The 24,168-nt window shown below is 58.4% G+C and carries 19 protein-coding genes; 7 read left to right on the top strand and 12 right to left on the bottom strand.

The annotated features are described in order from the left end of the window. Position 1: 1 nt before the first annotated feature. The 4 genes from ACA059_RS16420 to ACA059_RS16405 all read right to left on the bottom strand — a co-directional run bounded on the left by ACA059_RS16420 (position 2) and on the right by ACA059_RS16405 (position 5,212). Positions 2 to 2,404: an aldehyde dehydrogenase family protein gene (locus ACA059_RS16420; protein ID WP_497630100.1), complete on the bottom strand. Its 2,403-nt coding sequence runs from the start codon at positions 2,402 to 2,404 to the stop codon at positions 2 to 4. 1 nt (position 2,405) lies between these two features. After that, positions 2,406 to 3,536 (bottom strand): LuxE/PaaK family acyltransferase, encoded by a 1,131-nt coding sequence (locus ACA059_RS16415; RefSeq protein WP_497630099.1) that lies wholly within the window; start codon positions 3,534 to 3,536, stop codon positions 2,406 to 2,408. A gap of 21 nt (positions 3,537 to 3,557) precedes the next feature. Then, a complete protein-coding gene (locus ACA059_RS16410; RefSeq protein ID WP_497630098.1) occupies positions 3,558 to 4,799 on the bottom strand; it encodes an MFS transporter in 1,242 nt (413 codons plus the stop codon). A gap of 275 nt (positions 4,800 to 5,074) precedes the next feature. Next, positions 5,075 to 5,212 carry a hypothetical protein gene (locus ACA059_RS16405; RefSeq protein ID WP_008155215.1) on the bottom strand — a complete coding sequence of 46 codons (138 nt, stop codon included), beginning with the start codon at positions 5,210 to 5,212 and terminating at the stop codon, positions 5,075 to 5,077. Between the two features lie 157 nt (positions 5,213 to 5,369). Here ACA059_RS16405 and ACA059_RS16400 point away from each other — a divergent pair, with 157 nt between their 5' ends. Continuing rightward, positions 5,370 to 5,558 (top strand): hypothetical protein, encoded by a 189-nt coding sequence (locus ACA059_RS16400; protein WP_123364971.1) that lies wholly within the window; start codon positions 5,370 to 5,372, stop codon positions 5,556 to 5,558. 19 nt (positions 5,559 to 5,577) lie between these two features. Here the strand turns inward: ACA059_RS16400 and ACA059_RS16395 are convergent, their stop codons facing one another. Next, the gene (locus ACA059_RS16395; RefSeq protein WP_497630097.1) at positions 5,578 to 5,949 is read right to left on the bottom strand and encodes a fe2+ zn2+ uptake regulation protein; all 372 of its coding nucleotides are present in this window, start codon (positions 5,947 to 5,949) and stop codon (positions 5,578 to 5,580) included. A 244-nt stretch (positions 5,950 to 6,193) separates the two neighbouring features. On the opposite strand from ACA059_RS16395, the gene pvdQ reads away from it, so the two are divergent. Beyond that, positions 6,194 to 8,539: a bifunctional acylase PvdQ gene (gene pvdQ, locus ACA059_RS16390; RefSeq protein ID WP_497630096.1), complete on the top strand. Its 2,346-nt coding sequence runs from the start codon at positions 6,194 to 6,196 to the stop codon at positions 8,537 to 8,539. Positions 8,540 to 8,596: 57 nt separating this feature from the next. Here pvdQ and ACA059_RS16385 read toward each other — a convergent pair whose 3' ends face one another. Then, a complete protein-coding gene (locus tag ACA059_RS16385) occupies positions 8,597 to 9,601 on the bottom strand; it encodes a FecR family protein (RefSeq protein WP_497630095.1) in 1,005 nt (334 codons plus the stop codon). 98 nt (positions 9,602 to 9,699) lie between these two features. Next, on the bottom strand, positions 9,700 to 14,523 hold the full coding sequence (locus ACA059_RS16380; RefSeq protein ID WP_497630094.1) for a dermonecrotic toxin domain-containing protein: 4,824 nt from the start codon (positions 14,521 to 14,523) through the stop codon (positions 9,700 to 9,702). 232 nt (positions 14,524 to 14,755) lie between these two features. Here ACA059_RS16380 and ACA059_RS16375 point away from each other — a divergent pair, with 232 nt between their 5' ends. Further along, positions 14,756 to 15,796, top strand: coding sequence for an Ldh family oxidoreductase (locus ACA059_RS16375; protein ID WP_497630093.1), 1,041 nt, complete (start codon positions 14,756 to 14,758; stop codon positions 15,794 to 15,796). A 94-nt stretch (positions 15,797 to 15,890) separates the two neighbouring features. Here ACA059_RS16375 and ACA059_RS16370 read toward each other — a convergent pair whose 3' ends face one another. After that, entirely contained in the window at positions 15,891 to 16,208 is a 318-nt protein-coding gene (locus ACA059_RS16370; protein ID WP_497630092.1) for an ElaB/YgaM/YqjD family protein, read from the bottom strand. Positions 16,209 to 16,373: 165 nt separating this feature from the next. On the opposite strand from ACA059_RS16370, the gene ACA059_RS16365 reads away from it, so the two are divergent. After that, complete coding sequence (locus ACA059_RS16365; RefSeq protein ID WP_010460650.1) at positions 16,374 to 16,625, top strand: hypothetical protein; 252 nt, start codon at positions 16,374 to 16,376, stop codon at positions 16,623 to 16,625. Positions 16,626 to 16,743: 118 nt separating this feature from the next. Here ACA059_RS16365 and ACA059_RS16360 read toward each other — a convergent pair whose 3' ends face one another. After that, on the bottom strand, positions 16,744 to 17,658 hold the full coding sequence (locus ACA059_RS16360) for a LysR family transcriptional regulator (RefSeq protein ID WP_497630091.1): 915 nt from the start codon (positions 17,656 to 17,658) through the stop codon (positions 16,744 to 16,746). An 85-nt stretch (positions 17,659 to 17,743) separates the two neighbouring features. Between ACA059_RS16360 and ACA059_RS16355 the strand changes: the two genes are divergently transcribed. Next, entirely contained in the window at positions 17,744 to 18,667 is a 924-nt protein-coding gene (locus ACA059_RS16355) for a carbon-nitrogen hydrolase family protein (RefSeq protein WP_497630090.1), read from the top strand. Positions 18,668 to 18,833: 166 nt separating this feature from the next. On the opposite strand, the gene ACA059_RS16350 is transcribed toward ACA059_RS16355, so the two are convergent. The 3 genes from ACA059_RS16350 to ACA059_RS16340 all read right to left on the bottom strand — a co-directional run bounded on the left by ACA059_RS16350 (position 18,834) and on the right by ACA059_RS16340 (position 21,967). Next, positions 18,834 to 19,307 (bottom strand): LEA/WHy family protein, encoded by a 474-nt coding sequence (locus tag ACA059_RS16350; protein WP_497630089.1) that lies wholly within the window; start codon positions 19,305 to 19,307, stop codon positions 18,834 to 18,836. A gap of 57 nt (positions 19,308 to 19,364) precedes the next feature. Then, on the bottom strand, positions 19,365 to 20,837 hold the full coding sequence (locus ACA059_RS16345) for a nucleobase:cation symporter-2 family protein (RefSeq protein WP_497630088.1): 1,473 nt from the start codon (positions 20,835 to 20,837) through the stop codon (positions 19,365 to 19,367). Between the two features lie 236 nt (positions 20,838 to 21,073). Then, complete coding sequence (locus tag ACA059_RS16340) at positions 21,074 to 21,967, bottom strand: LysR family transcriptional regulator (protein WP_497630087.1); 894 nt, start codon at positions 21,965 to 21,967, stop codon at positions 21,074 to 21,076. A 102-nt stretch (positions 21,968 to 22,069) separates the two neighbouring features. On the opposite strand from ACA059_RS16340, the gene ACA059_RS16335 reads away from it, so the two are divergent. Together ACA059_RS16335 and speB are read left to right on the top strand one after the other, a co-directional pair. After that, the gene (locus tag ACA059_RS16335; RefSeq protein WP_497630086.1) at positions 22,070 to 23,161 is read left to right on the top strand and encodes a polyamine ABC transporter substrate-binding protein; all 1,092 of its coding nucleotides are present in this window, start codon (positions 22,070 to 22,072) and stop codon (positions 23,159 to 23,161) included. A gap of 13 nt (positions 23,162 to 23,174) precedes the next feature. Continuing rightward, a complete protein-coding gene (gene speB, locus ACA059_RS16330; protein WP_497630085.1) occupies positions 23,175 to 24,134 on the top strand; it encodes an agmatinase in 960 nt (319 codons plus the stop codon). The last annotated feature ends 34 nt before the right edge of the window (positions 24,135 to 24,168 follow it).

Genomic DNA, 24,168 nt, shown 5'->3' with positions numbered 1-24,168 from the left:
TTTATTTTCTTTTATCAATAACCAAGGGTGTTTTGCCGCTGTGTTTGTTTCGAGTGAACGTTTGCTCCATGCACACTTGAACTTCGACAGTTAACAGGTTGGCGTTTACGGCATTGGCCAGCGCTGCATGGTTCAGCAATGCTTTGCGAACCTGATCAGCGTCTGCATCCGTAAGAACTGTCAGCCGCTCGACGCCATCAAGGGCGTGGTCCAGAACAATCTGAATGGGCGCGCCGACGCTATCCTGCAGAGCCGAAGGCGAAATGAACTCCGTGCCCATTCGCACCAGTTTTCCGTGGCGCTGGAGCAGTTCGAATCGGGGTGAGTCCAGCCCGCACGGACAGGCTCCAGGTATCCAGCGACCGGTGTCGCCCACGTCATATCGGCGCACGGTTTGGCCTTGCCGCGCTCGTGAAGTAAACAGCAGGCGACCGATCTCATTGGCCTGAACCGGTACATCCTGTTCGATCTGCACGATTTCCAGATGCTGGGTATCGCACATCAAGTGAAACACCCCGTTCGCGGTGGCTGCGCACGCATGCCCCAAGGGACCTGCGTCGACGGAGCCATAGATCGCCGAGCGGATCATCGAGACTCCGCAGCTTTCCATGAGGCTCAGGCTGGTTTGGCCCGGATGCTCGCCGCCGAGGAACACTTTGCCAATACCAGCGTACGTGCGGAGCCGGGCCTGCTCGTTGAAGAACAGACGATGCAAGGTGCTCGGCATGCCAATCAGCACGGTGACACGCTGGTCAACGATCAGTTGGGCGATTTCGCTGAAGTCATCGTCCTGGGGCGCACCCATGGGGAAATGGGTGACGCCCATCTGTTCCAGTATTTTGGTAAAACTGAGGAAACCTCCGTATAGGCTGCCGCCGTAAAACAGATTCATGACCCGGTCCTGTGACGGATCGAGCCCGGCGGCGAACAGGCCGTCGGCCGCTGCGCGCATCTGCCGTTGGAAGTCGCGATAGCTGAAACCGGCGAGGGCCGGAGTGCCGCTGCTCCCTCCTGAGCGAAAATACAATTGCGCCGCGGCGCCCATCGGCTGGGTCGTGAAGGTGTGTTTGTCCATGATCGGCGCATGGGCGGTGTCAGGAGCGGGCGGGACCGGGTCGAGCGTTGCACGGCCCGTCAGCACCTCTGGTGCCAGACTCACCGAGAGGCGGCGACTCAGACGCGTCAGCGCGTAAACGCCATCATGGGGCTCACCGGCGTAGCCGTCATGAATCCCGCCACACGCTGCAATACGGGTGACGCCGGCGTTGACCAGCGCTCGAGCAAGGCCCGGTGTTTCTGCCGCAGAGCAAATCAGCGCGCAGCTTTGCAGGACGGTGCGCCAGGGCAACAGCGTCTCGGCGATCAAGTGTTGCGGCACGGGCTTGAGCAGCACCGTACGAAACAGCGGCGACGGTGCGAGCGTTTGATGGTGCTCCCAGATGATCCTCCATCCGTGGCCGGACCAGACCTGGCCGGTCTGGTTCGCAAAACAATAATCCAGTTGCGCCATGGCCGTGCGGGTGGTGATCTCGCACGCTTCCTGGTCCGTGGGCACCAGCGCCGGCCAGTGCGACGCGCGACGTTTGAAGGCATCGCTCAAACGCTCGCCCAGGTTTTGCAGGATGGCCGGGTCGTTGCTGTCCACCAGTACCCATTGCGGACTGGAACAAGCTTGCTGATCCAGACTGCACACCTCATCCACCAACGCATCCAGCGCCGAAGGTGTGGCCGCGTCAGGCGACAGATAAGCGAAACTGATCCTGTGCCCCCAATCGATCCAGCGACACCCGGTGGGGATCTGCTGACGAATCGCCTTGAGCGCCTTTTCGCCGCCCCAGGCTGACACGCCATCGGCCTGAGCGCAGAGATCGGCTACACGGGAAGTACCAACGGGCAGCACCGCGACGAATTCGGCAAGCCTGCCACGGGTGTCGCACTGCACAAAGGCAGCCAGCAATTGCGCAGTCAAACCCGCATCGCTGGCGCTGGGGCGTAACCAGTTAATGTTGCCGGCCAGCAGGCTTTCGAGAACCGCGCAGAACGCCAGCATCGGCGCATTGCCCGGCGTCACATGCACCACCAGCCCCAAGGGGTGCCAACTTTCAAAGTGTGGCTGCTGGTAGTCGATACGCCTCAGCGAGCAGGGTTGCGAACCCAGTTCCCGCTCAAGCTTCGTGCTCAGGTTGCTGCGCTGGCAGAACTCGATCAGCCCCTGACATTGATCGTCGTCCAGAGGCAGGTTCAGGCTGCGAGTCTGTAGTTGCGTGGCGAAACGAGCCGCGGTTTCGATGACGGTCTCACTGTCGATCGGTGCAGCAAGCAACCTGGGCAATTGTTTTTGAAGACGGTCGAGGGCGCTTTCCGGGGTAACGTCGTCACGCAGTTGGCCATTGATGAGGTACATATCAAACCCCTCCGAGCAGTTCTGAGGCCGCCATGGCGCAGCTGCGACTGGCGGTGGTGCCGGCACGTCCGTGCAGCTCGAACCAATCAGTCGTCAGGCCACATCCGCAACTGGCGCCAGGGTGTAATGTCGCCAGATCGCCCATGACCACAGCGTGAGCAGGGCTTGACGAAATGTACGGGGAGACGAATTCCAGCAAGCCGCGCTGGCCGTATGGCTGGACCGTGAAATCGGATGGGTTGCGCACGAAAACCTTCGAGTAAATGGGTGCATGAAAATGATGGTGGGCACATTGGATATAGGGCACGGCATGCTCGACGGCACCGTAACCATCCCGACAGCGGGACAGGTCGATACCTAATTGCCGGTTGATTCGGGCATACAGTTCAAGCAGGGGAATCTCTTGTGCTGCCTGGGTTTTCCAGCCGCCCCCCAAAAACACCAATGACTGAGCGGGTAGCTCGAGATTCGGTACACAGGTGTTTTCCATGTGCTGTAGCGCATGCGAAAGAAACGCAGGAAATCCGAGAATCCGCACGGGCAATCCCTCGTCGGCAAACTCCTGTAAGGCGCGAATCACGCCAAACAGGTCGAACTCGTGACCTTTACCCGTCCGGCACAATCCGTAGACGACCCGATTGACGGGCGCATAGCTGCAGAGAAACTGGTCGGTGTAAGCGGTGCCCAAGGTGATGGCCGCCTCGGGCTCGTAGCTCAGGAGCAAATAATTGCAGGGGCTTTGCGGAGTATCCCAGCCGTAGTGCCGGAAAATGTGGCTCACCATGCCTTGGGCCGCCGCCATGCTGCGAGGGTCATAGCGCATGCGACTCTTCTGGCCGCTGGTGCCGGATGAGGTCAGCTCCAGCGCGCCTTCGCCGGTGGGACCGAACAACAAGTGACGTTTGAAATAGTTGGCGAAGATCGGCGGCAGTCTTGACCAGACATCCAGTGTCTCCAGGTCCTTTGCATCGAGCCCGTTGGCGTTTAGCCAGCGTTCGTAGCCAGGCGTGTGGTGACAATGAAACAGGCTGATTTCCCCCATCGCCCGGTCGAACAGACCCTCGGGTACGGAATCCAGGCAATAGGGTTGCGTTAACGCGCAGAGCGCATCGGTATGAGGTAAATGGATCATCAAAAGACCTACTGTGTGGTGTCAGACGGCAAGCGCTATGTGAGAACGCCGCAGAAACAGGCTTAGGGGCGCCAGGCACAGAAGCCCCGCAAGACCCGCCATCAGGGCGAAGGACTCGTGGCTGTCACCTGCACCGGCGGCCGCAATAAGCGAGCCGCCGCCACCCATGACGGCGATCGATATCATGCCGATCATGGCCGAGACCAGGCCTTTGCTGTCGTCGCTGGCGAACAGCGCAAGCCGGTACAGCGCAGCATTGCTCATGCCAAGCCCAACGGCGTAAAGCGCCAGGCAGCTGATCAGCACGACTGTCGAAGCACCGTAGAAGCTGACGGCGACTAGCGCGATGAGTCCGCCGCAAAACGGCCAAAGCGCATATCGAATCAGTTGTGGCAGTTCAATGTTGGCAATCAGTCGGTTGAGGATCAGATTGCCGAGAATGACGGCCGCAAACACCGGGATTTGCCACAGGCCATAGTGCAGAGTTGAAAGCCCCTGGTTGTGGATCAGCAAGAGCGGCGCCAACCCGATCCAGGCAATCAAGGGCAGGCTCATCACGCCCAGCGCGACTGCGGCGCAAAGGAATTGCGGGTTGGTCAGCAACGCGACATAGCGGCGCAGGGTGCCATGCCATTCAAAACGCACTGCTTCCAGTCGCTGACCGTCGTGGCGCAGGGTGCCCACGGTTTCCGGCATGAACAGGTAAAGCCCGAGCCAGACCATCACGCCGCCGAGACCCAGCAGTAAAAACAATTCCCGCCAGGACAACCATTCCAGCAGCAGACTGCCGAGCAGCGGTCCCAGAAGCGGGGAGAGCAGCGCAACGTTCCCCAACAACGCCATGATTTTGACCGCGTCGGCTTCGCAGAAAACTTCTTGCAGGGCCGGGTAGCTGACCGCGATGACAAACCCCAACCCCATGCCCTGAATCAGTCGCAAGCCGTTGAACGCATAAATGCTTTGCACGTTGAACGCTGCGGCACAGGCCAGGGCGAATACCGCACAGCCGATGAGCAACATCCGGCGGCGACCGAAATGATCAGACAGCGGGCCAATCAGCCATTGCAGAAGCATGCCGCCGGCCAGATAAAGATTGAAGGCGTAGGGGACATGGTCGGGGCTGGCATCCAGTTGTCGGGTGACGGTCAACATGGCCGGCATAATCATGTCGCTGGCCATATAGGTCAGCAGTTCGAAAAAAGTTACTGCAAGGCAAAAGCCAAACAAATGGTGGGGGCTGATATTGATTAAAGGCTTGTGCATGGCATCCCTGTTCTTTGCTCAAAATTTAATAGCGGGTTTATTGCGATGCACCGAGAGTAATCATCGAATATGAATAGCTCAAATGGACGATTGAGACCGAAAGCTTCAATGGTTATCGCTATGTTTCGATGTGCACAGGGAAGGAAATAAGAAGTGAATATGCATGTACGAAAAATGCCCGCGACAGGGCGGGCATTTGTTCAGAAGTTTTTGGGTGGGGTATTTGTCTTACGAATGAATGTTCAATTATTCACGCTTTTTGACACAACCAATCATTATCGATGCTGGTAATAACCCGGCCCGCCACGGTCGTAATGGTGACCGCCGTGCCAGCCGCCGTGGGGGAAAACGATGCAGCCGCTCAGTGTCAGGAGAGCGAGCAGGGGAATCAGCAGTGTGATTCGACGGAACATTTCAAAATCCTCATGGTTATCGCCGCTATGAAGCCAAATCTCTTCATCGGCTGTAACATGAGACCCCGTTTGTAGCGCCGTATCCCCGGAGAAAGGTAGGGGCTTGGCATGCGTTCTGATACAAAACGGATACATTTTTCAGGTTCAGGAACTCGCAATGACTCAGTCGCAACGTTTGAAATACTCGATTCTGATCTCCCTCGTGGTGTTGGGGATCATGTTCGGCCTTTCGTATCTGCAAAACGCAGGCGTCATCAGCGAGAAGCTGTTTCAGTACATCGCCATCGGCGTGGCGGTGGTCGTGGTGGTGATCAATGGCGTGATGCGTCGCAAGGTCAAACCCTGAACGACGCACCTTGAGCGGATCACTCGCGATGGAGCATGGCTGCAGCGTGCGGATGCAGGCTGTAGCTTTTGTCCGCATTGAGCGTGATCACGCCTTCGCTGCACAAGCGTTTCAACACTTCCCGCACACTGAGAAAGGACAGGGGAATATCCAGGTCCAGCAAGTGGCTGTGCACGCCGCGCACGCCAAGGCTACGGTCGCTTTCGGCGGCGGTCAGCAAGGCGTCGATGACTTTGAGGCGGATCAGACTGGTTCGCAGACCAAAGCTTTTGAGCAGCAGCCTGATCCGCTCGTTGCCATTGCGCTCGCCCCGTTGACTGAAAACACCGGAGCCCATGGCAGAGCCCTTTGGCGCATTGCTACCGTCCGTTGGCAGTTGCGAGTTGTACATGCTAAAACTCCTTTTCCGAGCCGGCCAGGAAATGTGATGGGTGCTCTCACTCAATAAGACGTACGAGCAGGGCAAATAATGAAGCCCCGAATGTAGAAATTTTGTCGCCGTCACGTCAGCGGCCTGTGAGATACCCGTGAAAAGCGCCTTTCACGGCCTAAATTTTTGTCATTTCTTTCGTTCCTAGGGGAAGGCGCAGTGCGTGTATGACGCAGGGTGTTTGTCTTTTCGATCAGGAGCGAGCGTGATTATTTCCAGGCAGTTAACCCGGTTGAGCCTTGCAGGCGTGTTGGTAGGCTTGAGTCTTGCGGCAAACGCACGCAGTCAGCCGGAGCAGGCGAGCGCCGACATTCGCCGGACCAGTTTCGGTGTGCCGCATATCCGTGCCGACAACGAGCGCGGGCTCGGTTATGGCATTGGTTACGCCTACGCTCAGGACAACCTGTGCCTGCTGGCCAATGAGATCACCACCGTGAACGGCGAACGTTCACGCTATTTCGGCCCGGATCAGTTCACGGTCGAAGAACGCGAAAACCTGGTCAGCGATCTGTTTTTCAATTGGCTGAACACGCCACAGGCCGTCGAGGGTTTCTGGCAGGCGCAAACCCCGCCAGTGCGCGATCTCATTGAAGGGTATGTGGCGGGCTATAACCGTTCGCTGACAGAGCGTCGGGTGCAGGGTTTGCCGCAGCAGTGTCAGGGCGACTGGGTGCGCGAGATTACCGCCCAGGATCTGGTCAAGTTGACGCGGCGCCTGCTGGTCGAAGGCGGAGTAGGGCAGTTTGCCGAAGCCTTGGCCGGCGCGACGCCACCTAAAGCCGTGGCTGATGTGGCGGGTGAACCGGCGACGTTCCAGGTGGCTGCCTCGCGCATGCAGCGTTTTGCCCTGGATCGCGGCAGCAATGCCGTGGCGGTCGGCAGTGAACGTTCTTTCAACGGCCGCGGAATGTTGCTGGCCAATCCGCATTTCCCTTGGGTCGGCGGGATGCGTTTCTATCAAATGCACCTGACCATTCCCGGCAAACTGGACGTCATGGGCGCGGCGTTGCCGGGGCTGCCGATGATCAACATCGGTTTCAACCAGCACCTGGCGTGGACCCACACCGTGGACTCGTCCAAGCATTTCACCTTGTATCGCCTGCAACTCGATCCCAAGGATTCGACCCGTTATCTGCTCGACGGCAAGTCATTGCCGATGAAGAAACAGACCCTGACCGTGAACGTGAAGCAACCGGATGGCCAGACCAGACCGGTTTCTCATGTGGTCTACAGTTCGCAGTTCGGTCCGATCGTGCAATGGCCCGGAAAGCTCGACTGGGACAACCAGTTCGCCTACAGCTTGCGCGACGCCAATCTGGATAACGATCGGGTCTTGCAGCAATGGTATGCAATGAACCGCGCGGTCAGCCTCAAGGACTTGCAGGCCTCGGTGCACAAGATCCAGGGGATCCCGTGGGTCAACACCCTGGCGACGGATGATCAGGGGCAGACGCTGTACATGAACCTCTCGGTCGTGCCGAATGTCAGTGCCGACAAACTGGCCAAATGCAGTGATCCGCGGGCCGGGTTGCAGATGATCGTCCTCGACGGTTCCAACAGCGCGTGTGCATGGGACATCGACCCGACGGCTGCACAAAAAGGCATTTTTGCGGCAGACAAGCTGCCGCAGCTGTTGCGCAAGGATTTTGTGCAGCACTCCAACGATTCGGCCTGGATGGCCAACCCGGCGCAACCGCTCACCGGTTTTTCGCCACTGATCAGCCAGGACGGCCAGCCATTGGGTCTGCGCTCACGCTTTGCACTGGATCGCCTGAGCACGCTGAACAAGACCGGCCCAATAGCAGCGGCGGATCTGCAACACATGGTGATGGACGACCAGGTGTATCAGGCAGCTCAAGTGATGCCGGATCTTCTGCAGTTCTGTGCGGCGGACCTGGGTGCCGATGCGCCGGCGCTCACGCCGCTGTGTGCCAGCCTCAAGGCTTGGGATCGCAGAGCGAATCTGGACAGTGGTCTAGGGTTTGTGCATTTCCAGAAGGTCATGGAGTCGCTACAGCAAACGCCTGACCTCTGGCGTGTGGCGTTCGATCCGAAAGACCCGCAACACACCCCCCGTGGCTTGGCGGTGGATCGCCCGGAAGTCGCCAAGGCGATTCGCGAATCGATGCTGGCGTCGGTAGATCAGGTGAACAAGATGGGGCTCAAGGCTGACAGTCGCTGGGGTGATATCCAGGTGGTCAGCAGCGGCGGCCAGCAGACGCCGATTCACGGTGGACCTGGCACTCTGGGGGTTTATAACGCCATTCAGAGCGTGTCGAGAACCGACGGTAAACTCGAAGTCGTCAGCGGTACCAGCTATTTGCAGGTGGTGACTTTCGATGACAAGGGACCGCAGGCCCAGGGCCTGCTGGCGTTCTCGCTATCCAGTGATCCGGCCTCCAAGTACTCCAGAGATCAGACCGTGGCATTTTCCAGGAAGCAGTTGAGTGTGTTGCCGTTCACCGAACAGCAGATCACGTCCGATCCGCAGTACCAGGTTCGGACGATCCGCGAGCAGGATGAAAAAGCCGGGAAGATGGCCGCACAGTAACGCTGAAGATGCTTGAACCAGGAAATGAAGGCCGCACCCCGTAAAGGGTCGCGGCCTTCAGCTTTTTGGGGCTTGTTGCGGAATGGAGTTGAGGACCGGATTGCCATCTTTGTTGCGGGTCAGGTAGACCGGTAATACCTTGGGCAGGGAAGCCACCAGGTTGTTGAGCTCTTTGATGTTGTAGATGCCGCCGATACGAATCGAGCCGGTACTGTTGTCGGCTACCATCACCGGTTTGTTCAAGTAGCGATTGATCAATGGCAATGCGTCGGTCAGCGCCAGATCATCGAGCACCAGTTTTCCGCTGCGCCACGCCAGTGAGTTGTCATTGTCGTAGGTCTGACTGATCCGGGGAGTGAAGTCGCCGCGTCTATAGCTCGCCTGCATCGCTGGCTCGAGGCGCAAACCGTCACCCGCAACGGCGTCATTACTGCTCACCAGCACCGAACCTTCTATCAGGTTCACGCGTACCTGATCTTCATACATCCAGACGTTGAATTTGGTTCCGGTGACTCGAATCCTGCCTTCGGCCGCTTTGACAATGAAGGGGTGTCGAGTGTCATGGCTGACGCTAAAGAAGGCTTCGCCTTTTTTCAACGTAATCCGACGTTGATCCTTGTAGTTGCTGAACGTCAGCTCACTGCCCAGGTTCAGTTCTACCTGACTGCCATCGCTCAGGGTGACCTGGCGGACATTGTCGTTCGCCTCGAAATGTTGGTAGGAGTTGGGTAGCCAGCCCAGGTTCCAGCCGCTATAGGCCGCCAGTGGCAACGCCATGGCGCAAACCGCGGCGGCGATACCGAAGGTGCGCCAAGGCGTAGCAGGTTTGGCGCGGACCATCGGGACCACCACGGTTTCTGGACGTGGCAGGTCGCCCGCGACATCCCAGATCTCCAGCATGGCCTCGTACTCGAACGCGTGAAGCGGATGAGCGTCATGCCATTGCTCGAACGCCAGCCGCTCTTCAGCAGTGCAATCGATGGCGTGCAGACGCATGCACCAATGCGCAGCGGCATCGGTGACAGCGTCGTATTCGGCTTGCGAGAGAGGGTTGTCGGTCATTGACTCATCCTGATTTCCTGCATTCTAACCTTGTGAGGAAGTCTGCGAGAACAACCGTCATGGCAATTACCCATCAAATGGGAATTTATTTTTCTGATTCATGGAGTGCTGGTGTGCAGTTGGCGCCCCATATGGCTGATGAGCCATGCAACGCTGTCGGCGTTGCCGAGTTGCACCTTGAGTCTGATCAGTGGATTTTTCTTGAAGGTTTTGCGGGCGCCGCTCAGGTTTTCTCCGCCGGTCAAGGTCAATATATGCGCTTTTACCCGATCAGTATTTTCATAAGAAGTGCTGCCCGGATCCTCCCACACACCGGTATCAGGATCCTCGGTCATGAACAGCTGAGTCAGGGGGGTCTTGATCGAGAGTGCGGTGTCCTGAAGCGTGGTCAACGCGTTCTTGAGGTCACTGGCGGTTGCGCTGGTCGTTTCAAACAGATGGGAAAATGGTCTGCCGGAATCGAGGTAAGCAATGTCTTCGGTGTTGCAGACGAGGTGGGAAAGCTCATGAATAAGGGTGACTGCTCGGGCATGCGTGTTGATAGGGAAGGCAGGGTCGGTAAGATGTGGGCGGTATGTGTCGAAACCGGTGTCGAAGAATTTTTCTGCCAGATAAATTTTCTGCTTTGCATCCTTTGGAACGGTGAAGCCGAATGTAGTTGCCGCGCCACTGACCGCCCTGCCGATTACAAAACGACTGGTCTTCGGCTTTCTGAGTGAGGGGTCCAACAAGGCCGAAAAAACGTCGCCAAAGACTTTTTCAAGCTGCTCCACATGCGCGGACTGCACTTGCGGTACATCAATAAAATCCATGATGAGTTGATGCACGGGGGTAACCGTTTTGTCGGAAGACTTCAACAATTGCAGGTTTTGAAAGCAGTTCCAGGCATAGGTGGTTGCCAGGTCCAGCGCTTCGTCAATCTGACGAGCCTTTTGCGGAAACAGTCGACGGATTTCGGGCATTCCACTGGCATCGACGTTCATGCCCTCCCAAACCGAATATGCGGTGCGCAACCGATTGCCGATGCTGAAACGGGGCGCTGGCGTTTGCCTATCCAGAACCCATTGTTTCGACACGTTCTGACTCAGCCGAGGACCACGAATTTTTGTGTCGGCGATGCGCCAGCGTGTGCCACGCTTTTGGACCGGATATACCTTTCCTTCAACCGGTGCGTAGGTTTTTTTTGTCGTCGGATGGGTATAGAGCCCAAGCCTCGAGTTTAATGTGAGCGAATTCAGATCGACGTCGATGCTTTCATGACGCTTCAACTGCGTACGTTCGGGGGCTGTAATGGCAACGTTCTGCCATTTGAACCGGGTATCGGGCGTTTCTGGCGCAGGTGCACTTGGCGTAGAAGATGGCTTCGCTTGAGCTTCCAGCGATTGTCGCAACGTGGCGAGTTGTGCAATGCCGCTGATGAACTCTTTTATCGCGGGCCCCCATTTGTGCATCTGAAGGTCTTCGGCCGATTGCTTGATGTCGCGATAACTGCGCCACACCGTGATCGGGTAGGCAAGCTTGCCCGTCAAGAACGTAAATGCCTCCTGCAAATCTTCACCCAGCACATGCTTGATGGTTGCCCATTCACCCTGCTTGTTGTCATCGGTCTGACAACCGAGCAATCGGACTAATAACTCGACGTTGTCGTTGAACAATTGTTTGAACAGATTCCCCTTGATCGGATTGGACGCCAGCGTCACTTCGGGGAGGCGGTTACTGGAGGTCGCCATCCTGTACTCAAGCAGTATCCGATCAGGCTGCGGGAGGTTCATGAGTACCCAGTCGAGTAGCCCGCCGCGAGTCTTCAGTTCTGTCAGCAGTTGTGTTTCATTCTTATATTCTTTCACTCCGTGCCGAGGGCTGTGAGGCGCGACAAGGACCTGTGGCGCGGTGCTATCGGCTGATGAGCCGATCAGATAGACGCCTGGCACTTTGAGCGCCTGTTCACTCTTGATGCCCAGGAGCTCAAGTGGGCGGATGATCGCGTGGGCGCCGTCGACTGCCGCGCGGGCGATAGCATCAGGCATGTCCATGACTTGGCGTATCAGATCAAACCCCGTCTCGCTCAGGCGCTCCTGCAGTTTTTCCGTGTGGGCGTAATGCATCAGCTGCCAGGGTAATTGCGTGTAAAACCGCTTCCTGCGGTTCGCTGCGTTTGCCTGGGTGTCTGCAAAGGCTTCGTTCAATGTTTTTTGTTGATGTTCACCCAGCTTCAAGTTTCGTATCAGGTCTCTGATGTAGCTTTGGTCCATGTCCTCGGGAATCTCGGTGTTATCAAGCGACACCAGTTTGAAATGGGTTTTGTCCAGATCCTTGAAATGGGTCAGTGCAAAGTCGGTCAGGGTCTGGGTGCTGGCGGCAGACCTCGAACGTCTTTCGATCTGTATCTGGATTTTGTCCGGATCGATGTTGAAGGTGTCAGCCTTGAGCTGTTTTTTAAGTTCATGGTGCGCCGTGCGCGCCAGGGAGCGTATGCCGGTGAGGTAGTCCTGATCGTCGGTAACGTTGTTGAGGTATTGCTGAAGCAACTCCCCATGCAGTATCTGGTCTTGAATGGACGCCTTGGCCAGCCATGCCGGCAGTTTTTGCTGGGTCGTCAGGGATTGGGCAATGTCCGCCGCACGGTCTAACCCCGTCATCGGTTGACGCAGCGCCACCAGCTTCAGAAGACTGGCCAGGGTCGTTGCGGGAAGCTTCGTGGCCAGCGCACGGGTGACGCACGCTTGGTCCAGCTGGACATAGGGCTTTTGCACGTGATCGAGAAAATGCTCATCTATTCGCTGCGGCGGCGCCAGGGTGTAAGTCTGCCCAGCCACTCTCTCGCTACGTCCAAGGTTCTCCAGAAGGGTGGTGCGATCATCGGCGTCCTTGAGGCGTCGATCCAGCTCGGTCAGCAACGGAGTCAATGCCCTGAAGGCTTCAAATCCCGACGCCGGCGTCCACAAGATCGCCTTGCCCGAATGCTTCGGGTCTAGGCCTCCACGTTCAGTCAGCACAAAACAACTGGCCAGTTTCAACGGGTCCGTGGCTTCGCTTGCCTTCAACGCCAAGGAAAATACGTCCGGCAAAAAGCCGTTCAATGCAGCTCGCTGCAAGCGTACCGGGGTATCAAGCACGGTTTTGATAATCGCCTGTTCCGTCGCACCCAAGGTGCGCATAACGGTGTGCAGCTTCAATTCACTGCGCAATGCCGTTGACAGGGTGTGAGTGAAACTCGATTGCAAGCTCCCGAGCGACGAATCGACGATGCGCTGCGCCTCGGTAGTCGTGCGGGTTGTTGTGGGAATGACCGGGTGGTTTTCGAGGAGTTGGTCGAGCGCCACCTTAACGGAGGAGAGTCGGGCCAGTTGCTCTTTGGCCGACTCGGCACGAACGGTGGCCGGTTGCGCGCTCCGGCGCTGGTCGGCGTGTGTACTCCAGCGTCCTTCGGCATCGGCTGCCAGCAGTCGATCGTCGATCAGTCCCCGGACATCCAGTGCTTTGTCGAGTAAGGCATGGGGATCCTGTGTACCTTCGCTTTCACGGTAACGGCTCAGCGCGTGGGACAGGTTCTCCCGTTGTTTGCCAAGGATGTCGTCCATCAATTGTTCAAACACCGGGCTGATGATCGGTTCACCGACAATGACGCGCTCATCCGGCTCCAATGAAAGAAACGTGCAGCGTTCGTCCAAAGACATGAAGTTGAGCAGCGTGTCTTCGTGGCCTTCGCTTTTCATCATCTCCAGGACGATTTCCCGGACCGCGGGCAGGTCGCTCGTTGCCTCGATGCCTCTGGACTGGGTGTACAGAAAGCCCAGGGTTTCGCGGCTGCCGATCATCAAGGTCGAGGCCAGCTGCGCGTAATGCTTGAAGGGGGCGGTGATACGCACTTTTTCGATGCGAAGAGGATCGACGGTTTCAGGTTCGAGGCTGACATTCATCAGTCGCAGGTATTCCTGCGTCGTTAGAACACTTTGCTGACGCTGAAGCAAAAGTTTCACGTGAAAGGTATCGCGCAAACCCTCGGCAAATAACTCCCTGCGTGACTGCCCGTTGCTCATCGGTGTGTTCCAGAACGTCTTGAGCAGGCTCTGCAAGTGAGGGGTAAAACTTTGCGCGATCTCTTTGAGTGCGCTTTCCCAGGCCTGGTTATCGGCGTCGCTGCTCACACTGTGTTGGGGATTGGAAAACACTCTGGAATCGCCAGTCGGCCACTCGTTGGTCAGGTAGTAATGCAACAGGGCATCGCTCAGTGAATGCGAGGAAAGCGCATGCTGGTAATCGCTGCCGTCGGAGGCTGAAATCGTCCTGACAAAGCTCTTCAGTCGAGTAAGGCGCTGGTCCAGTTTGGGGAACGGTTTGTTCAACGCGTTCTTGAGGGTCTCGTCCAGCATTGATTGCAGCGTTGGCAGCTTGACCAGCTCGCCCATCATTGACGTGATGTTCTGAGCCTGATTGCGCTCGAGTGTAAGCGCCTGGTCCTGGAACACCGCACCTTCGATTATTTGCGTGGCAATGTCTGGCGCAGTGGCGGCGGGTAAAGCGCTGCGTTGTTCGATGGAGAGAAAGCGCAATAACTCACGCTTCCCAGTGGGCTGTGCCAACCATTCCTTGAGTCTGCTTTTGAGGTCCTCCATGTCCGCGAATTTGATCAGGCCTTTCCACGGTGTGTAGAGCGTGACTTCTCCATCGTTGGGCCGGCTCATGGCAAAAGCGCCGGCCAGGGGGATATCGGGTGCATCAGGCACGCTTAAAAGCAGCTGATCGACGTGCATGGGCTTGCTATTGGCGATACGGATTTCATGTGTCGCCAGATAAACAACCTGCAACCACTTCAGGTCATCAAGCGTGAAGGACAGTTCCTTTTCGCGTTCATCGGGCTGTTTGGCTTTGGAAGCAAGTTCTGCCTCGTCGAAAAAATACGGCAGTGGGGGAGCAGACATGGTTTTTCCTCGATGTGTTGCAACCGGCGGGTAATCGCCGGTGTTTGGATTGAGGAAAAAACAGTACGGCCAGTGGCAGGCTCGGGTGCGGTACATATTGCTTGATCCGAACAGGCTGTCGAGACTTGACAGGACGCCGGTAGAACAGCGCTTAATCGACAACTGTTTTGGGTTGCCCTGCAACCTCGCTTCACCCTGTTGCCCGTACCCAATAATAAAACTGGAGCTTCAGATGACCGCAACACCCGAAATGGCCGTCAGTTCGAACACTCAAACGCTCGATTTCGACGCGCTCGTTCTTTTGCTTGAGCAGATTTTTCAGCGCCATGGCACCTCCGCCGATGTCGCCAGAACACTGGCCCTCAATTGCGCCGGCGCCGAACGCGATGGCGCCCATAGCCATGGCGTGTTCCGCATTCCCGGTTACGTGTCGACGCTCCAGAGCGGCTGGGTCAATGGCCAGGCCGTGCCGGTGGTCGAGGACGTGGCTTCGGGCTTTGTCCGGGTCGACGCCGGTAATGGTTTCGCCCAACCGGCCCTCGCCGCAGCACGCGGTTTGTTGGTGGAAAAAGCCCGCAGTGCCGGCATTGCGGTGCTGGCGATTCGTAACTCCCACCATTTCGCAGCCTTGTGGCCGGATGTCGAGCCTTTCGCCTATGAAGGGTTGGTGGCGCTGAGTGTGGTCAACAGCATGACCTGCGTGGTGCCGCACGGTGCCGATCGTCCGCTGTTCGGGACCAACCCGATTGCTTTCGCCGCTCCTCGGGCTGACGGCGATCCGATTGTCTTCGACCTGGCGACCAGCGCCATTGCCCATGGCGATGTGCAGATCGCCGCGCGCAAGGGCGAGCGTTTGCCGCCAGGCATGGGGGTGGACGGTCTCGGCCAGCCGACCCAGGACCCGAAAGCGATTCTTGAGGGCGGCGCGTTGCTGCCGTTTGGCGGGCATAAAGGCTCGGCGCTGTCGATGATGGTCGAGCTGTTGGCGGCGGCGTTGACCGGCGGCAATTTTTCCTTCGAGTTCGATTGGTCGAACCATCCGGGGGCCAAGACGCCGTGGACTGGCCAACTGTTGATCGTGATCGACCCGAGCAAGGCGGCCGGGCAGAATTTTGCCGAGCGCAGTCAGGAACTGGTCCGGCAGATGCACGGGGTAGGGCTCAAGCGTTTGCCGGGGGACCGACGTCACCAACAGCGGGCCAAGGCCAGCACCGATGGCATCCCGCTCGACGCGCAGACGTTGGCGAGTTTGCGGGCATTGGCCGGGCTCTGAGTCCTGCATACTCTCAGTCTGCATAAAAGCCGGGCATGAAAAAGGCGAGCTGCGTGCTCGCCTTTTTGCTGGGTACTGATTAAAACGGGGTCGCTTAACGCCGCCCCAGCAACAACCCGACCACCAGGCCGAAACCGGCAGAGATCGCCACGGTTTGCCACGGATGACCACCGATGTAGGTTTCAGTGGCTTCGACCGCAGGTTTGGTCCGGTCACGAACGCTGGTGACGGAGTCCCGAGCCTGCTGAAGTTTCTGAGCGATTTGCCCACGAAGTGTGTCCGCTTCCTCACCCACCAGTGAGGCGCTGCTTTTCAGCAGTTTTTCCGATTCTTCGATCAGAGCCTGAAGTTCGCTGAAGGCCTGATCCTTGATTTGATCTTCGGCGAGTTGTGCAGCGGTTTTCCGGGCCATTGAGGTACTCCTTGCAGATAAATGGACAGTGAACAATGGAGTCTGCCGTCAGCGAAAAAGTTGCAGTGGATTTTCGCATTGACCCAACCCTGACGAAAAATCCTGAGTCGGACATTTCTTCCTACAGTGTAAGATGTCGCCTATTTTACGCAGCAGGTAACTCCCATGAGCTTCAATCTGGCCGACAAACCCCTTGCCGAGCGCGCTGCGCTGGAAGATGAGAAATCCCGTCTGTTCGATCTATGGCAAAGCAACCTGGGCAAGTCCAAGGGCGAAGCCGCGCGGTTGTTCGGTGAACGCGCCAAGCGCAAAGGCAAATGGGCCGAGTGGGTCCGTGCTGAACTTGACGCTATGTCGCCCCCGGAATTCGCGAACATGGTACGCAGTGAAGTCAATCGCCTGATGGCTGCTAAATAAATTTCTACCTGACACTAATCCCGCGTAGGAGCTGCCGCAGGCTGCGATCTTTTGATTTTGCTCTGTTTGGCAATTGCGACATTGCCGAAGATCAAAAGATCGCAGCCTGCGGCAGCTCCTACGCGCTCACAAAACTCGCGACAATCGCTTCCCGTACTTTCAACACCACCGGATCGAACTGCGTACTGGTGCGCCAGCCCAGTTCGATCGGGTAACGCGGCAACGCCAGAGGGCAGGGCAGCAGCGCCAGGCCGCTGAGCGCCGCAATACTTTGGGCCGCATGGGCCGGGATGGTCGCCACGGCCTGACTGCCCTTAAGCAAGTGCGGCAACGCGGCAAAGTGTGTGGTCGAAGCGCATACCCGCCGAGTCAACCCCAGCGCCGCCAGCCCCTCATCGGTGATCCCGATAAAGCCGCCCGACGACACCAGAATGTGCTCGCGGGCGACGAACTCATCAAGGCTGAGGGTCTGCTGTCCCTCGGCCAGGCTGAGCGGGTCCGCCAGGCACAGATAGCCGCCTTCTCCCAGTACCTGACGGCTGAGCAAGCGCTCGGCAAACCCACCGGCGGTGATCGCCAGATCAATGCTGCGTTCCATCAACGCTTGCGCGACGATCTGACTGTGGGTCTGACGGAAAATCAGCCGCAGCTTCGGCGCGACGCGGGCGATTTCCTCGATCAAGCGGCGCCCATAAGCGATTTCGAAATCATCGGACATACCCACGGTCACCGAGCGCCCGTCGTAATGGTGGGCGGCCGGATCGACCATCGCCAGGCTCTGCCGGCATTTGTTCAGGGCATCGCTAATCACCGGTTTCAACTGGTTGGCCTTGAGCGTGGGCGCGAGTCCGCGGCCGGTGCGCACGAATAACTGATCGCCATACACCTCGCGAAGCCTTCGCAGTGCCGCGCTGACCGCCGATTGCGTCACGCCCAGACGCAACGCGGCCCGGCTGGCGCTGGACTCCTCGTGGAGCGCTTCGAAGACTTTCAGCAGGTTGAGATCAACGGTGGCGATATTCATTTGGTTCATATCATTTAGCAGTAAACGGGGCTTTATTCATGATCCCGTGGCGCCGGAGAATGAGCAACACCTCATTGCTTTCGGAGTTACTGCGATGCCCAAGTCAATCGTTGCCGCACTGCAAATCGGCGCCTTGCCCGGTGGCAAGGCCGAGACCCTGGAACAGATCCTTTCTTGGGAAAACGCCATTATCGAATCCGGCGCTGCGCTGGTGGTCATGCCGGAAGCGTTGCTCGGCGGTTACCCCAAAGGCGAAGGCTTTGGCACTCAGCTGGGTTATCGACTGCCGGAAGGGCGTGAAGCCTTTGCCCGGTATTTCGCCAATGCGATCGACGTGCCCGGCGTGGAAACCGAAGCGTTGGCCGGGTTGTCAGCGCGCACCGGCGCCAACCTGGTGATCGGTGTCATTGAACGCGCCGGCAGCACGTTGTACTGCACCGCGTTGTATTTCGATCCGCAGGCCGGGCTGGTCGCCAAGCACCGCAAACTGATGCCTACCGGCACCGAGCGGTTGATCTGGGGCAAAGGCGATGGCTCGACGTTGCCGGTGATCGACAGTCAGGTCGGGCGGATCGGCGCGGTGGTGTGTTGGGAAAACATGATGCCGCTGCTGCGCACCGCGATGTACGCCAAAGGCGTGGAGGTTTGGTGCGCGCCAACGGTGGACGAGCGGGAAATGTGGCAGGTCAGCATGCGCCATATCGCCCACGAAGGACGCTGTTTTGTGGTCAGCGCCTGTCAGGTTCAGGATTCACCGCACGCCTTGGGCGTGGAGATCGCCAACTGGCCGGCGGACCGGCCGTTGATTGCCGGTGGCAGCGTGATCGTCGGGCCGATGGGCGACATTCTGGCAGGGCCGCTGCGTGACAGCTCCGGTTTGCTCACCGCAGAAATCGACACCGATGACTTGGTCCGCGCCCGTTACGACTACGACGTGGTGGGGCACTACGCGCGCCCGGACGTGTTTGAGTTGACGGTGGATGAGCGGGCCAAGCCTGGCGTGCGTTTCAATACATAACTACTGTGGGAGCGAGCCTGCTCGCGAAGAGGCCGGCACATTCAGCATCGATGTCGACTGGTAGACCGCTTTCGTCGGAACGCCGCCCGGAGCCGGCTCGCTCCCACATTTGATGGGTGTCGTGCACGAGGTGAGTGACCGGTTCCTTGTAGGAGAGGGCTTGCCCTTACCAGGTGCCGGTCGTCGATGTTGGCAGGCTGAGTTTGCCACTGTCCACGAAACGCATCGTGCCGAACAAGCCGCCCGCGAGTTTGCCGCGCAGGACGTAGGGCAGGTTGTCGAGTGTTTGGGTTTTGCTCAGGCCCAGGGTCTGGCGCAACACGGAGAACGCCGAAACACTCACCGGCACGGTCAGCACGGTTTCGGAAAAGCGTGCAATCGAGCCCGATTGACCGCTGACGCCAGAGGCGAGTGGCTGGCCGTTGACTTCCAGGTCGAGGGCGACGCCGTTGTAATTGATGGTGGTCTCGTTGGGATTTTGCACGCGTATTTTCACGGCAAAGCGTACTTCCATGTCCTGGCTTTGCAGCGGCTCGATGCCAACGACGTTGATGTTTAACGGGTCGCGATTGGGAAACAGGGCACAGGCGCTCAGGGAAAGTAAAAGAAGGGAAAGAATAATGGCGTGGACACTGCGCATGGACATGCTCTCTTAAAGAAAAGGCCGAACCGCCAGTGGCTCGGCCTCGAGCATTTTCTAGCGGTTCAAGGGTGCGACAGCGGCAGGCGAGACGGGTTCACCCTTGGCCGGGACATCCGGGTTTTCCATGACTCGCAGGATCGAGGCTTCCGGATCGAAATCGTCTTCTTCCAGTTCAATGAACTCTTCGGGCAGGAAGATATTCAGCACGATAGCGCACAACGCGCCGACGGTGATCGGCGATTCGAAGATGTTGTGCAGCGCCTTCGGCAACTCGCGCAGCACTTCCGGAACCGCCGCGACACCCAGGCCCATGCCGAGCGAAATCGACACGATCAGCATGTTGCGCCGATGCAGGCCGGCTTCGGCGAGGATCTTGATCCCAGCGACGGCGACGGTGCCGAACATCACCAGTTCAGCGCCACCGAGTACCGGTTTGGGCATCAGTTGCAGCACCGCGCCGATCATCGGGAACAACCCCAGCACCACCAACAAACCGGCAATGAAGAACGCCACGTAGCGGCTGGCCACGCCGGTGAGCTGAATCACGCCGTTGTTCTGGGCGAAGGTCACCATCGGCATGCTGTTGAACACGGCGGCCATGGCCGAATTGAGGCCGTCGGCGAGCAGCCCTGACTTGATCCGGCGAATGTAGATCGGGCCTTTGACTGGCTGCCGGGAAATCATCGAGTTGGCGGTCAAGTCACCGGCGGCTTCCAGCGGCGACACCAGGAAAATTACCGCCACCGGTACAAACGCCACCCAATCGAAGTTAAAACCGTACTTGAACGGCACCGGTACGCTCATCAGCGGTACGTCGGGCAGGCTGGCGAAATTGACGTCACCCATCAGCCAGGCCACGAGATAGCCGAGGGTCAGGCCGATGACGATCGCACCGAGGCGCAGGAACGGCACATCGACGCGGTTCAACACCACAATCGTTCCGAGCACCAGGGCCGCCAGGGCCAGGTGACTGGCCGCGCCGAGGTCCGCCGCACCGAAGCCGCCGGCGATGTCGGTCATGGCGACTTTGATCAGCGACAGGCCCATCAGCGTGATGATCGTGCCGGTCACCACCGGGGTGATCAGCATCCGCAATTTGCCGATGAACTGGCTCAACACCACTTCGATGAAGGCGGCGAAAAAGCACACACCGAAGATCGTCGACAGGATCTCATCGGTGCCGCCACCCCGGGCCTTGACCATGAAACCGGCACTGAGAATCACGCTGATGAATGAGAAGCTGGTGCCTTGCAGACACAGCAGGCCGGAACCGATCGGGCCGAAACGTCGTGCCTGAACAAACGTGCCCAGTCCCGAGACGAACAGCGCCATGCTGATCAGGTACGGTACTTCGCTTTGCAGGCCGAGAGCGCCCCCCATGATCAGGGTCGGGGTGATAATGCCGACGAAACTGGCGAGCACGTGTTGCAGGGCGGCGAAGACGGTGGCGGTCAGATGCGGGCGATCGTCGAGGCCGTAAATCAGGTCGTTATTGCGCGGGGCAGGGGCTTTTTCAGAGGCGGTCATGGTGGTGTGCATGCCAGAAGGCGGGCCGGGTCAAAAAATGGAGGCGCAGGATGCCAGCAGCGGGCATCAAGGGCAAACGATACAACTGCGGTGTACACGGAACCTGTGGCGAGGGGGCTTGCCCCCGGCATTCCTTCAGGCAAAACTTTTCAGCTGATCTTGCGACTGCTTCGCAGTCGAACGGGGCGGTGCGGCGTTCCGACGAGCCCCCTCGCCACAAAAACTGTTCTGGGGCTTCAGACAAACGCGGTGAGCAAATCCTCTTCAAAGGCCTTTTGCGCATCCCCCGGCACCTGGGCGCGATGGCGGGCCAGATGGAACGCCACGTCGAAACTCATATCGGCACGGCGCACAGCCCGCAGCAATCCTTTGTCCTCCCAGCTACGGGCAAAGTGGCTGGGCAAATAACCGACATGCTTGCCGGAAAGAATGAAGGCGAGGGTGCCTTCGACTTGCTCTGAGCGCGCCGAACACATCTTCCCCTGGAAGGGCTCGTCGCTGCGCAGGAAGCGGTAAGGATGATCGACCCGATCGCAAGCCTGTAGCGCTTGATCGTCAGGCGCATCATGGGTGAACAGCGGATGGCCAGAGGCGCAATACAAGTGCTGGGTTTCGGTAAACAGTTCGCGGTAGTCAAAAGCACTTTGCACTTGTGAGAAATAGCCGATCGCTAGGTCCAGTCGTTGTTGCAGCAGCAACCGTTCCATTTCGCCGGGCATGGCGCTGATCAATTCGATGCGTACCGATTCGTCCCGTTCACGAAAGCGCCGGATTGCATCGGCCACCCGTTGCAACACGGATTGATCGAGTGCTTCGGACAGCCCCAGTCGAACTTCGCCGATCAAGCGTCCGGCAACACCATTGGATTGATGGCGGAAGGCTTCGATGGACTCGAACAGGCTGCGAGTCGCACTGAGCAGTTGCTCGCCCTTGGGTGTGATCTTGAAACCACCCTTACCACGACTGCACAGGCGATAGCCGAGTCGGGTTTCCAGTTTGGCCATTTGCTGGCTGATGCTCGACTGGCTCAAGCCCAGCTCACCTTGAGCCGCGCTGAAGCCGCCGCACTCCACCACGTTGACGAACAGGCGCAGCAGTTGCAGATCGAGATCATGGAGTTGGCCGAGCATCAAACATTACTCCTGGATAAAGTCAGGATAACTAACTTGGTATTTTTCCAATGTATACGACGACGCATGCTGCATCCACTTCCTCTGGTCAGGTGTTCCGTCATGGCTCCCATGTTCAAGCTGTGTTTCCCCGCGCTGGTCCTCGCCATGGCCGTATCGGCTCAGGCCGAGGAAAAAGTCGTCAATCTCTACAGTTGGGCCGATTACGTGGCGCCGGAAACCTTGCAGCGGTTCGAGCAGGAAACCGGCATCCACGTGCGTTACGACACGTTCGATGCGCCGGAAGTGCTCGAAACCAAACTGCTCACCGGTGGCAGCGGTTATGACGTGGTGGTGCCGTCGTCCAGTGTTCTTGCACGCGGGTTGGCGGCCGGTGCGCTGAAGGCCATTCCTCACGAAGGCCTGAAGGGCTACGCCAACCTTGATCCGGATCTGTTGGAAAAACTCGCCGCCGTCGACCCGGGCAATCTCTACGGTGTGCCCTATACCTGGGGCACGCTTGGGCTTGGGATGAATGTCGAAGCGGTGCAGAAACGGTTGCCGAACGTGCCGCTCAACAGCCTGGACCTGCTGTTTAAACCGGAGTACGCCAGCAAACTGAAGGACTGCGGGATCGCGATCATTGACTCGCCGCAGGAGGTGATCGGTCTGGCGTTGCACTATCTGGGTAAAGATCCCTACAGCACGGACAAGAACGACCTGGACGCGGCGCAAGCGTTGCTGCATCAGTTGCAGCCTAACGTGTTGTACGTCGCCAGCGGACGGCAGATCAACGATCTGGCCAACGGCAGCGTCTGTCTGGCCCTGGCCTATAACGGTGACGCGAGCATGGCCGCCGATCAGGCGCGCAAGGCCAACAAACCCCATGAAATCGCCTACCGGATTCCTAAGGAAGGCACGATCGTGTGGCAGGACAACCTGGCGATCCCCAAGGACGCGCCTCATCCCGAAGCCGCACGCCAGTTCATTGAATTCATGTTGCGTCCGGAGTCCGTCGCGGCGCTGACCAACACACTGTTCTTTGCCACGGCCAATCAGGCAGCAACGCCGCTGGTGGATGAGGCCGTGCGTACCGATCCGGACATTTACCCTCCCGCCGACGTTCGCGGTCTGCTGTACGCCGATCGCAGCATGAGCCTCAAGGACATGCGTCAACGCACTCGCTTGTGGACCACTTTCCGTAGCCGCCAATAATAAGGAACCTGAGATGGACGTCCCGATGCAAAACGATCAGGCCATGACCCGCGACAGCCTCTACGGCACCGCCGCCGAAAGTACCTACGCCGGTATCACCAGTTTCATGCGTCGTCGCTACAGTCGCGACTTGCGCGGCGTCGACGTAGCGGTCAGCGGTGTCCCGTTCGACACCGCCACCAGCAACCGCCCCGGTGCGCGATTTGGACCACGGGGCATTCGTGCCGCGTCCACCGGGATTGCCTGGGAACGCCACTGGCCGTGGGCCTTCGATCCGTTCGACCATCTGGCGGTCATCGACTACGGCGATTGCGACTTCGATTACGGCACACCGCAGTCGGTGCCGGAAAGCATCGAAGCCCATGCCGAACACATTCTCAACGCCGGTAGCGCGATGCTGACGTTCGGCGGGGATCACTTCATCACGTATCCGCTGCTCAAGGCCCATGCGCGTAAACATGGTCCGCTGTCGTTGATCCACTTCGACGCCCACAGCGACACCTGGCCGGACGAAGATGGCAAGCGCGTCGATCACGGCACGATGTTCTGGCACGCGGCCAAGGAAGGGTTGGTGGATCCGTCGCGTTCGGTACAGATTGGGTTGCGCACCACCAATGACGATCATCAGGGCTTTCAGGTGCTGGATGCGCGGCAAGTGCATCGACGTGGCGTTGATGCGATCGTCGAGGCCATTCGGGCGCGGGTTGGTGATAACCCTGTGTACCTTACGTTTGACATCGACTGCCTCGATCCGGCCTTTGCTCCGGGCACCGGAACGCCGGTGTGCGGTGGCCTGAGCACGGTGCAGGCGCTGGAAATCCTGGGCGGCTTGCGGGGGATTAATCTGGTGGGAATGGACGTCGTGGAAGTGGCGCCGGCCTACGACAGTGCGGACATTACCTCACTGGCGGCGGCGACGTTGGCGATGGAAATGCTGTGTTTGTATGCGGCTAAACATAAGGTCGACCGGTAACACACAAGAAAAATGTGGGAGCGGGCTTGCTCGC

The sequence above is a fragment of the Pseudomonas sp. LBUM1647 genome (genome assembly GCF_059716175.1).
The sequence above is the reverse complement of the archived record's forward strand: the minus strand, read 5'-3'. Positions and strand labels throughout refer to the sequence as shown.

Bases quoted from the DNA above. Each gene is read 5' to 3' on its own strand.
- ACA059_RS16420 (WP_497630100.1), bottom strand. From the start codon at position 2,404: ATGTACCTCATCAATGGCCAACTGCGTGACGACGTTACCCCGGAAAGC.
- ACA059_RS16415 (WP_497630099.1), bottom strand. From the start codon at position 3,536: ATGATCCATTTACCTCATACCGATGCGCTCTGCGCGTTAACGCAACCC.
- ACA059_RS16410 (WP_497630098.1), bottom strand. From the start codon at position 4,799: ATGCACAAGCCTTTAATCAATATCAGCCCCCACCATTTGTTTGGCTTT.
- ACA059_RS16405 (WP_008155215.1), bottom strand. From the start codon at position 5,212: ATGTTCCGTCGAATCACACTGCTGATTCCCCTGCTCGCTCTCCTGACA.
- ACA059_RS16400 (WP_123364971.1), top strand. From the start codon at position 5,370: ATGACTCAGTCGCAACGTTTGAAATACTCGATTCTGATCTCCCTCGTG.
- ACA059_RS16395 (WP_497630097.1), bottom strand. From the start codon at position 5,949: ATGTACAACTCGCAACTGCCAACGGACGGTAGCAATGCGCCAAAGGGC.
- ACA059_RS16385 (WP_497630095.1), bottom strand. From the start codon at position 9,601: ATGACCGACAACCCTCTCTCGCAAGCCGAATACGACGCTGTCACCGAT.
- ACA059_RS16380 (WP_497630094.1), bottom strand. From the start codon at position 14,523: ATGTCTGCTCCCCCACTGCCGTATTTTTTCGACGAGGCAGAACTTGCT.
- ACA059_RS16375 (WP_497630093.1), top strand. From the start codon at position 14,756: ATGACCGCAACACCCGAAATGGCCGTCAGTTCGAACACTCAAACGCTC.
- ACA059_RS16370 (WP_497630092.1), bottom strand. From the start codon at position 16,208: ATGGCCCGGAAAACCGCTGCACAACTCGCCGAAGATCAAATCAAGGAT.
- ACA059_RS16365 (WP_010460650.1), top strand. From the start codon at position 16,374: ATGAGCTTCAATCTGGCCGACAAACCCCTTGCCGAGCGCGCTGCGCTG.
- ACA059_RS16360 (WP_497630091.1), bottom strand. From the start codon at position 17,658: ATGAACCAAATGAATATCGCCACCGTTGATCTCAACCTGCTGAAAGTC.
- ACA059_RS16355 (WP_497630090.1), top strand. From the start codon at position 17,744: ATGCCCAAGTCAATCGTTGCCGCACTGCAAATCGGCGCCTTGCCCGGT.
- ACA059_RS16350 (WP_497630089.1), bottom strand. From the start codon at position 19,307: ATGCGCAGTGTCCACGCCATTATTCTTTCCCTTCTTTTACTTTCCCTG.
- ACA059_RS16345 (WP_497630088.1), bottom strand. From the start codon at position 20,837: ATGACCGCCTCTGAAAAAGCCCCTGCCCCGCGCAATAACGACCTGATT.
- ACA059_RS16340 (WP_497630087.1), bottom strand. From the start codon at position 21,967: ATGCTCGGCCAACTCCATGATCTCGATCTGCAACTGCTGCGCCTGTTC.
- ACA059_RS16335 (WP_497630086.1), top strand. From the start codon at position 22,070: ATGGCTCCCATGTTCAAGCTGTGTTTCCCCGCGCTGGTCCTCGCCATG.
- speB (WP_497630085.1), top strand. From the start codon at position 23,175: ATGGACGTCCCGATGCAAAACGATCAGGCCATGACCCGCGACAGCCTC.